Source organism: Virgibacillus oceani, assembly GCF_041521345.1.
Classification (GTDB): domain Bacteria; phylum Bacillota; class Bacilli; order Bacillales; family Amphibacillaceae; genus Virgibacillus_N; species Virgibacillus_N oceani_A.
This window is the reverse complement of sequence record NZ_JBGOHB010000020.1, coordinates 42,274-55,974: the sequence shown is the minus strand read 5'-3', so window position 1 is coordinate 55,974 and position 13,701 is coordinate 42,274. Positions and strand designations below refer to the sequence as shown.

Below are 13,701 nucleotides of genomic sequence, written 5' to 3'. Positions count from 1 at the left end.
AAGTGCTTTTTTGCCCTTTATTATACTCACTCAGAACTTCTTGGTTTACCTTTTTTATTTTTAAATTTACTAATGATAGTTCGTACAGGTTGTGTGTATCTAAATGTCTTGGAATTCTTCAAATTATTGTATTGCATATTTATCTCTTCTAATTTTTTTTCGTTATCTTTCAATGAATGCTCAAGTTTTTTGTTTTTCTTTTTTATTTTGCTTAATTTTTTCCTTAAAATTATTTCAGCACTATTATAATTACTAACTTCTTCTTCCATCTTTACTATTTTTTTATCTTGTCTTTTAATTGCTTTATCTCTATTTTTTAGTTGTTGTATGTATGAAAAAGAAATTCTTTCTTTTTCATTGGCTACATAATGAAGGACTTCATCTGTTAGTTCACCAAAAATAGGTTTCTGGGCTGCTAATTGATACAGCCAAGTAGCTCCTGCAAAGTTAGCTTCAATAAAAATAGGGCGACCATCCTCACCTACTGCTACATCCCAAGATATAAAATCATGATGGATAATATCTTTATGAGATGTAATAACAAAATCTTTGAATTCTTCGAAGTTAGGTATTTGATCAAGTTCAGCAAAACAGAAATTGGTCGTAGGATGATGTGTATAGGTTTGTGTCTTTTCATCTATTGCTAAGTCTAAAAAACATCCTGTATCAGTTACGCCTAGACAGACGCCACCAGTACCCGCATTATCTTTAACATCATTATTTGCTCCAAATCGTGCAAATGTTAAAAGGTGATGTATGTTGCCTTTCCATCTAAATGTTACCATTCTGAGGGAATTAACCGATGAAGGATGCGGAGCTGCCATAATTGAATGTTGTTTTATTACTTCCTGAACAATAAAATTTGAATCATAAATATTAGCTAAATCATTAATTGTAACCACTTGGCCATTCAATAATATCTGGTTATTTTTAATTATGAGTTTTTCAATGCCAACTCCGTTATTATTGTTGCTTGGTTTAATGATTAATGATTTATAAGCTAACAGCTTTTCTTTGGCATTTAATTCATCTATATTACTGTTTGATGAATCAAAATAATGTTTCCTAACACACTTTAAAACTGTACTCACTGAACGAGGAGTTTTCATTAAAATGTCATAAATATTTTTGTCTCTATATCCAGGTGTTATACTTAAGTCATTGAAAAAGGGAATAATTTCGTCCCACATTACTGTTCCAGGAATAATTTTTGTGCCTTTTTTACCGGTTAGGTTCATAAATGCCATATTTAAAGAAGGCTCAATCATTTGGCCATAATGATTTTGCCAATAACGTTGGGTTTCTTCTATATAAGGTTTATCAATATCATTTAATAAACCAGCATTTAGATATCGTTTGAAATGTTTTGATTTTGTTTTAAATCCTAGATCTTGGTAAAGTTGCTTTTCCTTCAATTATATTAACCTCCAAATGAGAATTGTATTTCGATTAAGTACCTTATATTTAACATGCAATTTTAGACGTTAAAATATTGCTTTTGATTCTAATAATACTATGAAAAACTATGGGAAGCGAGCCAAACATGAAAAAATGAGCTGAGAATAAAAGTAACTAATTACTCTAATCAATTATATAAAATAGAAAGGATAATTCAATTTGAATAAACAATAGATAACTACGGAGATGCTGAGAGGAGTGCGCCCTGTCTAGTAGACATTGGAAAAAGGAAAGGCTAGTTCCGGTCTTCGAGTGGGGCTAGGCTTTAATTTTTCTTGTATCAATTTACATTATAAAATTTGATTAATTTATATCTTTCGTAAATTCCTCGTAATCTTATGCTGTTTAAAATCGTATCTTTTATACTTGAAATGACAAAAGGAACTATCTAAAGGTAAATTATCAGTACAATCACAATCACTATTATTGAGCTTATTAAAGATGCCATAAATTTCTTAAATTAAAAACTTTACTAGTTTAGTTTTTTTATTGACAGAAATGCGTAAGACTCATAAATGTTGAATAAGGAAAAAATCCTTATATAACAAATAATTTATGTTGAAATGAATATCATTTTGTCCGATACTAGAGTAGTAGAAAATAAGGAGGTGAACTAAATGCAAAGAAAACTTAGAGTTGGTATATTATTGATTGCTTTTTCTCTTTTTTGCTTAACCCCTTTAACAATAACCGCAGCAGAAAATGAAGAACCAGAACAAGAAAGTTCGGAGAAGGAAGAAGTTGAAGAGGGGACAAAGCAAACGGAGGAAGAATCCAATGAAGTTGAATCTGAGGAATCAGCTACTCAGGAGGAACCTGAAGCCAAGGAAGAAGAAGTAATAGATGAAGCAAACGATGCCGAAACGGGACAAAAAGAAAATAACGAAACAGAAGACAGCAATAAGAATCAAGAAAACAACGAGACAAAAGATGAAGCCTCCGATGATGTAAAAAACATAGAAGATGAGGAACGGGAAGAACCTCAAGACTCTATTGAGTCAGAGGACGAAGTATCCATACAGGCGGCTGATGATGATTCACCACTCTACGAGGAAGGAAGCAGGGGCGACCATGTTGTAGAACTGAAAAAGAACCTGACAAAACTTGGTATTGGAAATTATCCGGAAAACCCATCTGATTTCTTCGGAGACTCCACCAAATACAATGTGGAAGAATTTCAGCGTTACTACGGGTTAGAAGTGACAGGTATTGCAGATGAAGAAACCTTATCTGTATTGGAAGACAATGTGAATTCTCCATATAAGGATGGCGAAAGCGGCGACCATGTTGTTGAATTAAAACAAAATTTAACAACACTAGGTATCGGGAATTATCCATCGAGCCCGTCTAATTACTTTGGAGATTCTACAGAGAATAATGTAAAAGCATTCCAGCGTTCACACGGATTAAAGGAAAATGGAATCGCAGATGATGTAACATTAGCCATAATAGATGAACAGTTGGAACTTCTTCATGAACCTCCATACGGAGAAGGAAGCAGGGGCGACCATGTTGTAGAATTGAAAAAGAACCTGACTAAACTTGGTATTGGAAATTACCCAGACAACCCATCTGATTTCTTCGGAGACTCCACCAAATACAATGTGGAGAAATTTCAGCGCTACTACGGATTAGAAGTGACAGGTGTTGCAGATGAAGAAACCTTATCTGTACTAGACGCCAATGTTAACTCTCCATATCAGGATGGAGAACGCGGTGACCATATTGTTGAGCTGAAACAGAATTTAACAACAATGGGAATTGGAAATTATCCATCAAGCCCATCCAACTATTTTGGTGACTCAACAGAAAATAATGTAAAAGAATTTCAGAGATTACATGATTTAAAGGAAAATGGAATCGCAGATGATGTAACATTAGCCAAAATAGAAGAGCTTCTTGAGCTTGGGGAGGGTGCCAGAGGTCAACATGTTGTAGAGCTAAAAAAGAACCTGACTAAACTTGGTATTGGAAATTATCCGGACAACCCATCTAATTTCTTTGGAGATTCCACCAGATACAATGTGGAGGAATTTCAGCGTTACTACGGGTTAGAAATAACAGGTATTGCAGATGAAGAAACTTTATCTGTACTGGAAGCCAATGTGAATTCTCCGTATCAAGATGGCGAACGCGGCGATCATATTGTTGAGTTAAAACAAAATTTAACAGCAGTGGGGATCGGTAATTATCCAACCAATCCATCTAACTACTTTGGAGATTCGACAGCATATAATGTAAGCGAATTTCAGCGTTACTATGGTTTGAAAGTAAACGGAATCGCAGATGATGTAACCATAGTGAAATTACAAGAAGTCCTTGATTCTTCATATAAAGATGGGGAAAGAGGAGAACATGTTGTAGAATTGAAAAAGAATCTGACAAGACTCGGTATAGGCAATTACCCGGAGAATCCATCTAACTATTTTGGAGACTCAACCAAATATAATGTGGAAGCATTTCAACGTTATTATGGAATAAATGTAAATGGAATTGCTGATGAAGTTACATTGGAAAAAATACAAGAAATTCTTAATTCACCATATCAGGATGGAGAAAGAGGAACTCATGTTGTAGAGTTGAAAAAGAAACTTACTAAATTAGACATAGGTAACTATCCAACAAACCCATCCAACTATTTTGGAGACTCAACAGAATATAATGTAAAGGAATTCCAACGTTCATATGGGTTAAATATTAATGGAATTGCCGATGAAGTAACATTAAGAGAATTAGATAAAGCTATTCAAAATAATGTCGTTAAAATTTTCCTTGATCCCGGTCATGGTGGTAACGACCCAGGTGGCCAAGGATATGGACTTGATGAAAAAGATGTAGTATTAGATATTGCCCTTAAAACAGCAGATGTTTTATTGTCCAGTTATACTGGAGTAGATGTTCAATTATCAAGGACAGATGATACATTTGTTGAGCTTGAAGATAGAGCTAACCAAGCAAATGAGTGGGGAGCTGATTATTTCGTCAGTTTTCATGTAAATGCCTTTATGGGTTTGGCTGAAGGATTTGAAACATATATTCATAATGGAAATGTTTCCAGTGAAACCAGAGAGAGGCAAGAGGATATACATGATTACTTAATTGATCGTATTGATGTAAATGATAGAGGAAAAAAGGACGCTAATTTTAGTGTATTACGAAACACTAGTATGCCTGCAATATTGTTAGAGTATATGTTTATTGATAATTACGATGAGAATCAGAAGTTAAGCGATTCTAGTTATAGAGATTTTTTGGGAAGAATAACTGCAGAAGCTATAGCACATTCTTTCGGTTTAAATAATTAAGTGAAAATTATTTTATAGTGGGCCATCATTCGGATGGCTCATTTTTTTGGTTGATTTTCCTAATGATAATGAATCCGTTACTTTATATCAATTGTAATATTTATGTAAGCTATTGAAAAGATTGTTATTTTAGCCGATACTAGAATAGTAGAAAATAAGGAGGTGAACTAAATGAAAAGAAAACTTAGAGTTGGTATATTCTTAATTGTTTTTTCTCTTTTTTGCTTAAACCCTTTAGCAATAACTGCAGCAGAAAATGAAGAACCAGAACAAGAAAGTTCGGAGAAGGAAGAAGTTGAAGAGGGGACAGAGCAAACGGAGGACGAATCCAATGAAGCTGAATCTAAGGGAACAGCTACTCAGGAGGAAACCATATCTGAATCCAATAAAGATGAAAATAATGCAACAGAAGACATTAACAAGGATGAAGAGAACAACGACACAAATAATGAAGAGACTGGGGGTTTAAATAACTCAGAAGATGAGGATAAGGAAGAACCTCAAGACTCTAAAAAGCGAACATCCATAATGGCAGATGATTCACCACCATACGAAGAAGGAACCAGTGGCTCTCATGTTGTTAAGCTGAAAAAGAACCTGACCAAACTCGGCATAGGAAGTTACCCAGAAAATCCATCTAACTACTTCGGGGACTCCACCAGGTACAATGTGGAGGAGTTTCAGCGTTACTATGGATTAGAAGTAATTGGTATTGCAGATGAAGAAACCTTATCTGTATTGGCTGATAATGTGAATTCCTCCTATCAGGATGGAGAACGCGGTGATCATATTGTAGAGTTGAAAAAGAATTTAACAGCTCTGGGAATCGGAAATTACCCGTCAAGCCCATCAAACTACTTTGGAGACTCAACCGAGAATAATGTAAAAGAGTTCCAACGTTTACACGAATTGAAGGAAAACGGGATTGCAGATCAGGTAACATTAGCTAAAATAGATGAAAAGCTGAAACTTCTTCATGAGCCTCCATACGAGGAAGGAACTAGGGGCGACCATGTTGTTGAACTGAAAAAGAACCTGACCAAACTCGGTATTGGAAATTATCCGGAAAATCCATCTAACTACTTCGGGGATTCCACCAAGTATAACGTGGAGGAATTTCAGCGTTACTATGGATTAGAAGTGACAGGTATTGCAAATGAAGAAACCTTATCTGTTTTGGGTGACAATGTAAATTCCTCTTATCAGGATGGAGAACGCGGTGATCATATTGTAAAGCTGAAAAAGAATTTAACAACACTGGGCATCGGGAATTATCCATCAAACCCATCAAATTATTTTGGCGACTCAACAGAACATAATGTAAAAGAGTTTCAAAGATTACATGATTTAAAGGAAAATGGAATAGCAGATGATGTAACATTAGCCAAAATAGAGGAGCTCCTTGAGCTTAGTGAGGGTACAAGAGGTCAACATGTTGTAGAGTTGAAAAAGAACCTGACCAAACTTGGTATTGGAAATTATCCGAAAAACCCATCTAATTTCTTCGGAGACTCTACCCGATACAACGTGGAGGAATTTCAACGTTATTATGGTTTAGAGGTAACTGGTATTGCAGATGAAGGAACCTTATCCGTACTCGGTGATAATGTGAATTCCCCATATCAGGATGGGGAACGCGGCGACCATGTTGTAGAGTTGAAAAAGAATTTAACAACATTGGGCATCGGAAATTACCCGTCAAGCCCATCTAACTACTTTGGTGATTCGACAGAGTACAATGTAAGTGAATTCCAGCGTTATTATGGTCTGAAAGTAAATGGAATCGCCGATGATGTAACATTAGCTAAAATAGAAGATTTACTTGTACCACATGAAGGAGTCAGAGGTCAACATGTTGTTGAGCTAAAAAAGAATCTGACCAAACTCGGCATAGGAAATTACCCGGAAAACCCGTCTAATTTCTACGGGGACTCCACCCGATACAACGTAGAAGAATTTCAGCGTTACTATGGATTAGAAATAACTGGTATTGCAGATGAAGAAACCTTATCTGTACTGGATGACAATGTGAATTCCCCATATCAGGATGGGGAACGTGGTGACCATGTCATTGAACTAAAAGAGAATCTAACCAGATTAGGGATCGGTAACTATCCAGAAAACCCGTCCAATTATTTTGGAGATTCCACTGCATACAATGTCAGTGAGTTTCAACGTTATTATGGTTTAAATGAAAATGGAATAGCAGATGATGTAACTTTAGAAAAAATACAAGAAATTCTTAATTCTTCTCACCAAGAAGGAGAACGTGGTGACCATGTCGTTGAACTAAAAGAAAATCTAACCAGATTAGGGATCGGTAACTATCCAGAAAGCCCGTCCAATTATTTTGGAGATTCCACTGCATACAATGTCAGTGAGTTTCAACGTTATTATGGTTTAAATGAAAATGGAATAGCAGATGATGTTACATTAGAAAAAATAGAAGAAATTCTTAACTCTCCTTTTCAAGATGGAGAAAGAGGCGACCATGTCGTAGAGCTAAAAAGGAATTTGTCAAAGTTAGGAATCGGGAATTATCCAGAGAATCCTTCGAACTATTTCGGAGATTCTACTGAACATAACGTAAAAGAATTCCAACGATTATATGGTCTAAAGGTAAATGGTATAGCTGATGAAGTGACATTAAGCACAATAGATGAACTATTAAGAAGTAATAGATATACTCAATACAACTTGACACTATCTGAAGCAACTGATATTCAAATGAGATTAAATAACCCTGCGCCTCAAACAGATCAAAAATATGCTTATGTCTCAGGTGCATATATTGATGAGGACGAGAGAGTAACTGCAAGTGTACTTAATGTTAGATCCGGACCTAGTACAAACGGAAACATTGTAGGAACACTGGAAGATGGCTCGCAAGTTAATATTATAAGTGAAGTAGGCGGGTGGTATCAGATTGAGTATGAAACCCAGCCTGGTACATGGGTAGACGCTGCTAGAGCTGATGTATTATACTATCTTGATCCATCTAACTTCATAGATGATGAAAGACAAAGGTTCCAATTCCTGGATCTTGCCAGAACAAGTGATGCTTCTGCAGACTTGCTGAATGATTATCTATCTGGTAAAGGTATACTTGAAGGCAGAGGGCAATCATTTATTGATGCCAGTAATACTCATGATGTAAATGATGTATATTTATTATCTCATGCACTGCTAGAAACTGGGCATGGTTCATCCGTTTTAGCAAATGGAGTTGAAGTAGGGAAGAATCAATCTGGAAAACTAGTATTGGTTAATGCCAGCAACAGAAGTAGTTTAACAGATATAAAGACTACTTATAACATGTACGGTATTGGAGCAGTTGACGGGAATGCGCATCAAGGAGGTGCATTCCGGGCATACGAGGAAGGGTGGTATACACCGGAGGCTGCTATTATCGGTGGTGCCGGCTTTATCGGTAATAATTATGTCAAAGCTGGTCAAAATACTTTATACAAAATGCGTTGGAATCCGACTTCAATGGATGAAAACGGATATGCGTCACACCAATATGCGACAGATGTTGGCTGGGCTTCCAAACAAGTAACAAATATGTATAACCTTTATCAAGACTTGAATATCTTTAATGTTTACTTGGAAATACCACAGTATTTAAAATAAGGTTAAATCATAGGGAAGAGTTATAGAAATCCGAACTAATTTAAATCTTAGTTCGGATTTTTTTTATTATAAACTTCTTTAACAGAAATTATTTGACTGAATTGGAGTTAGTGTTAGTTAAGTGTGCAAACTTTCCATTTAGGGTTATCGCCTATATAATAATTAATAATAGATTAAAACACTTGTATATGATACATATGATACAAATTCCTGTTTCTTGTTAATAAAAACCTAAATCGGGAAGGATGTTTAAATAAATGATAATTGGGTACATGAGAAATCAAAAAAAACCTACCTTTAGCGCTAAATTAACTGCTAAGTTATGTAAGTATCATGGTATAGATCTTATTTATATACGGCCTAAGGATGTAGATATAGAAAAAGGAAAAGTTAAAGGAAAACTGCTGGTGAATAACGAATGGATTAGTGTTCAAAAAGAAATTCCCCCTTTTATTGATATTTTTCCAAGTTGCTTTAAAGAAAAAAATAAAAAAATAACGGACTATTTAGCTGAGAAAACTTTTTTATCTGATAATCGCACCAACCGATTACCTAAAAATAAACTACAAAAAAAGCTGGAAAACGACTCGGAATTTTCTCATCTTGTTATTCCAACAGAAAGAGCCAGAAAGTATAAAGATATCAAAGAATTCTCGAGAAACTTTTCTGAAATTGTCTTAAAACCATTAAAAGGAGGCAGGGGTAAGGGCATTTATATCTTATATAAAGATAAAAATTCGTATATACTAGGTTATCAAAAAGAAGAAAAGAGACTTTCTAAGAAGGGTCTAAAAATCTTTTTTGAGAATCATTTAAAAAACAAAGGCTATATTATGCAAAAACATGTACAATCGAGAACCAGTCAAGGTGATCCGTTTGATTGCAGAATTCATCTAGAAAAAAACGGAGAAGGGAAATGGCAAGTTGCTAAAATATTTATTAGAATTGGTATAGGTCAAAAAGTAATTTCCAACGTTAACCAAGGTGGGGGAATAAGTGAAGTTGAACCGTTTTTACAGGCTAATTTTGAAAACAAACATGAAGAAATCATTCACAAATTAAAACTATTAGCAGATACTTTACCGTATAAAATTGAACAATTAAGAGCTACACATATAATGTCTTTAGGGTTAGATGTAGGAATTGACAAAAATGGTCATTTATATTTATTTGAATCAAATGGGTCACCTACGACAAAAACACTTGAGGCAGAAGTTGCAATGCTCAGAAGTGAATATTATACTTATGTTCTCGATAACCTTATTTAATAAATTATGAGAAGGAGCACTTGAATGGAACAAAGAACCACACTAAAAAGAACTCTAAAACCCCATTGGATATGGGCTATAGCACTTGGTTCCTCCATTGGATGGGGAGCGTTTGTTCAACCGGTTAATTGGATGTCAACAGCCGGACCAATGGGCGCTATGGTTGGCTTCCTCCTCGGGGCAGCACTTATGATGGTAATTGCTGTAAGTTATGGATTCTTAATTAAAACCTTCCCAGTATCTGGCGGAGAATTCGCTTATACCTTTGTTAGTTTGGGACGTACACATGCATTTATCAGTGGCTGGTTTCTTACTTTGGGCTACATATGTATTGTTGCGTTAAATGCTTCAGCCCTTGCACTTATGTTTAAATATATTTTTCCTGCAATCCTGGAAAACCTTTATATGTATCAGATTGCTGGTTGGGATGTTTATTTTGTGGAAATTATTATTGCCACTGCTGCTCTTGCATTATTTGGCTATTTTAATGTTAAAGGAAGCAGCTTTTCGGGAAGAATGCAATTTATTTTTTGTATAGTTATGGTTAGTGGTGTAGTAGCTATTTTCTTAATGACCGGGGCTCAGCCGGAAGCAGACTTTAGTAATGTGCAGCCTAGCTTTCCTACTGAAACCACAGCACTCGCAGCTATTTTGTCAATTGTTGCTATCGCACCTTGGGCTTTTGTCGGGTTTGATAATATTCCACAGGCAGCGGAGGAGTTTAAATTTTCTTCAAAGAAAGCATTTAGTTTAATTATTCTTGCGCTTGTGTTTGCTGCTCTCTTATATTGCCTTATGATTTTAGCAACAGCTATGGCGGCGCCTTGGACTGAGTTAGTTGTGGAAGGTCATCTTTGGGGAACAGGTGCAGCAATTCAAGAGTTGTTAGGTACAACCGGGCTGGTTTTATTAGTTATTGCCCTCACAATGGGCATTTTCACTGGACTAAATGGGTTTATAATATCGACAAGCAGGCTATTATTTGCAATGTCACGGGCAAAATTTATCCCACAAGCATTTTCTAAACTTCATAATAAACATGAAACACCATATATCAGTGTGATCTTTACCGTAATTGTAGCGATGATTGCTCCATGGTTTGGAAGAGAAGCATTAACTTGGGTAGTGGACATGTCCTCTGTTGGGGTAACAATTGCTTATTTTTACACATGTTATACAGCCTTTATTATGTTTAGCTGGAATGATTCAGGCGGGATGGATAACAAAAAAGTTGTAGCCCCGGTTAAAAAGGTATTTGCCGGTTTGGGTATGCTTTCAGGTGTAGTATTTCTTGGTTTACTGCTAATTCCGGGCTCACCTGCATTTCTGGTAATGGAATCGAGGATAGCATTAATTGCATGGATTTTGCTTGGTCTTATCTTCTATTTCATTAAAAGGAAAGATTTAAATGCCATTCCGAAAGAAGAATTGAATTATTTGATACTGGGACGTAATGAAGTTAGACTCAGAAAAGATAGTTAGACATAACAATAAAAAACTTGTAAAGAAAATGTCTGTTTTTTTACAAGTTTTTTTATAGCTAAGCATCTTTAGCACCTAATTATTTTTAATGTAATTATAGTGGTCTACTTTTAATGAAACAACTTCCCCTGAGCCAAATTCAAAACCAGGACCTGTTTCTACTTCAAACAAATAAGGTTTCCCACTTTGGTTAATACCTAAATCTAATCCTAAAGAAACTAATCGTTGGTCAAGTATCTCTTCTAATTTAGGAGGGAATTCTTGAGCAATCTTATTTATATTTTCTTCAATCTGTCCAGCTCTATTTTCAAAATTAGCTTTTAAAAAGGAAGGTAATTTACTTACTCCTCCACCTCTTTTAACATTTGATACAATTTTGTTGTTACTTCCAATTCTAACTAAAATTATAGCCACTTCCCATTTCCCTTTTCCATTTTTTTCAAGTCTGACTCTGCAATCAAAGGGTTCGTCTTTCTTGGTCCGAGAAATAATATATTTTTGTATAACAGTTCTATCTTCTTCTATGTTATTTTTTAAAAAGCTCTTAAATTGCCTCTTGTTATATTTTCTTTTGTCATCTAGATAGTCAACCAAAAACTTACGTCCTTCTCTAGTTATTTTATATACATCTTTGCCTTTTGAGCCGAAAATGGGTTTTAAAATTATATTTTTGTGTTGCTTGATAAACCTTATAACATCTTCGTATCCAGTATAAATTTCATATGGAATGAGTAAGTGGGAAAAACTTCCTTCTCTTTTAATTTTATTAAATACCTTTATTTTTGAACCTGGTCGTTTATTGATTGATAATTTACTTCTCTTCTTTAAGAACTTGATCAGATCTTTAAATTTAAAAAAGTATGGTTGAATATCAATATATGGAGGAATTTCTTTCATTTCGATGGTCTCCCATTTATTATTTACCAATTTCTTTCCATATATAATTTCTTTATCGAGATCAACGTTGTTTTCATTGAAATAAATTAAATCAATATCATAGTATTTACAAGCTTTTGCAAGTAATTTTGTAGTTTTACTGGTATTTTTATTCATGTAGCCAATTTGCATGGGATTACCTCCACTTTATAAGTTAATTTTATTATATCTAATACCAAGACATTTATTGCTCGAATTTTACAGAGTATACTTAAATGCGTAGTATTACAAACCTTTTGTGAAATTCGATTATATTAAATTCAGCTTATATTTAGCAACAAAGATATAATTAAATTGTCTTTTTCTACACCTTACTTTTTCTCTCCTTGCTTTTTATATAGTTGTGTAACGTTGTTGGTATGTGAATGAAAACTATAGCTTTTCTTTTATATTCCCCATTTTATTGAATAGAAACACCTTAGTTATTATAATTTTCGGCTAGAGTAGAATTTATATGGGGTGGATAGATCTATGAAATAAAAGAAATTAAAGGAAAATTAAGCTTGCAGAGAAAATACAACTCTCTACAAGCTTTTTTAAGTGACAGCAACAGCCTCCCCGATTCCTTACAAAACCTAAACACTATCTTAACACTATCTAAACATTCCCTTGTTAGACTTATACTGGAATGGATATTTGTCCTTAGGAGGAATTTGATGAAGAAATGGTTAGGCATTGGCATGGTTTTATTTGCACTTATTATCATGCTTACAGCGTGTAATGAAGAAGATGAGGGAGCAGATGTAGCCTCAAGCACGGCAGAAGCAGAGGAAAACACTGCAGACTCTGATGATGCGGAAACGGCAGAAGAAGACGTGGACCGCAGTGATTGGCCGGATACGGTAAAATTTGCAGCGGCTGGAATAGAGGGGATGGAAGAGCTTACGAGAAGATTTGATGAATTTTCAGCGTTAATGGAGGATCTAATGGGAGTGGAATTTGAAATGTTCTCCTTGTCTGACCGGACTGTATCCTCTACTGCATTGGAATATGGCCAAGTTGACATGGTTCTTTTAGGACCATCTGAATATATATTATCCAAGATTGCCAATCCGGAGATAGAGCTGGTTGGCGGGCTGGAAAGAGAAAATTATTATACAGTATTTATCACGCATGCAGACAGCGGGATTGAAACATTGGATGATTTAGTTGGAAAAACAATTGCCATGAAGGATAGTGGTTCCACCTCCGGGCATATTGGGCCAAGTGGAATATTGGTTGATGAAGGATATGACCTGGATGAGGATTTCGATATACAGCTGCTCGGAGATGCCTCTCTGGAAGCATTGCGAGCAGGAGAAGTGGACGCCATGGGAGACGGCGTAAAGCACTATCATACATTAGTTGAGCTGGATGGAGAAGATGAATGGAATTTGTTATACGAAGGACCGCCATTACCCCCGGATCCATTTATTTTAGGGACGACGCTGCCGGATAGCTTTAAAGAAGAATTTGAACGGGTTCTGTCTGAAAGTGACGAAGAAATTTTGGATGCCATCCTGGCTTCTGAGGATAATGATAAGTATGAAGACGGGTCAATCATCGAAGTGATGGATGAAGACTATGATTTAATGCGTGAAACTTATGAAATCTTAGGTCTGGATCTGGAAGAATAGAGG

The 13,701-nt window shown here is 35.3% G+C and carries 7 protein-coding genes; 5 read left to right on the top strand and 2 right to left on the bottom strand.

Translation table 11 applies throughout. The annotated features are described in order from the left end of the window. Positions 1 to 26: 26 nt before the first annotated feature. The gene (locus ACDX78_RS14915; protein WP_486028949.1) at positions 27 to 1,415 is read right to left on the bottom strand and encodes a sugar-transfer associated ATP-grasp domain-containing protein; all 1,389 of its coding nucleotides are present in this window, start codon (positions 1,413 to 1,415) and stop codon (positions 27 to 29) included. A gap of 660 nt (positions 1,416 to 2,075) precedes the next feature. Here ACDX78_RS14915 and ACDX78_RS14910 point away from each other — a divergent pair. The 4 genes from ACDX78_RS14910 to ACDX78_RS14895 all read left to right on the top strand — a co-directional run bounded on the left by ACDX78_RS14910 (position 2,076) and on the right by ACDX78_RS14895 (position 11,146). Further along, positions 2,076 to 4,763, top strand: coding sequence for an N-acetylmuramoyl-L-alanine amidase (locus tag ACDX78_RS14910; RefSeq protein ID WP_486028948.1), 2,688 nt, complete (start codon positions 2,076 to 2,078; stop codon positions 4,761 to 4,763). 171 nt (positions 4,764 to 4,934) lie between these two features. Continuing rightward, positions 4,935 to 8,396, top strand: coding sequence for a peptidoglycan-binding protein (locus ACDX78_RS14905; RefSeq protein ID WP_486028947.1), 3,462 nt, complete (start codon positions 4,935 to 4,937; stop codon positions 8,394 to 8,396). Positions 8,397 to 8,653: 257 nt separating this feature from the next. Next, positions 8,654 to 9,664, top strand: a complete 1,011-nt coding sequence (locus tag ACDX78_RS14900) for a YheC/YheD family protein (RefSeq protein WP_486028946.1) — start codon at positions 8,654 to 8,656, stop codon at positions 9,662 to 9,664. Positions 9,665 to 9,688: 24 nt separating this feature from the next. Beyond that, entirely contained in the window at positions 9,689 to 11,146 is a 1,458-nt protein-coding gene (locus tag ACDX78_RS14895; RefSeq protein WP_486028945.1) for an APC family permease, read from the top strand. 75 nt (positions 11,147 to 11,221) lie between these two features. Here ACDX78_RS14895 and ACDX78_RS14890 read toward each other — a convergent pair whose 3' ends face one another. After that, positions 11,222 to 12,214 (bottom strand): YheC/YheD family protein, encoded by a 993-nt coding sequence (locus ACDX78_RS14890; RefSeq protein WP_486028944.1) that lies wholly within the window; start codon positions 12,212 to 12,214, stop codon positions 11,222 to 11,224. Between the two features lie 524 nt (positions 12,215 to 12,738). Between ACDX78_RS14890 and ACDX78_RS14885 the strand changes: the two genes are divergently transcribed. Beyond that, on the top strand, positions 12,739 to 13,698 hold the full coding sequence (locus tag ACDX78_RS14885) for a PhnD/SsuA/transferrin family substrate-binding protein (RefSeq protein WP_486028943.1): 960 nt from the start codon (positions 12,739 to 12,741) through the stop codon (positions 13,696 to 13,698). Positions 13,699 to 13,701 lie beyond the last annotated feature (3 nt).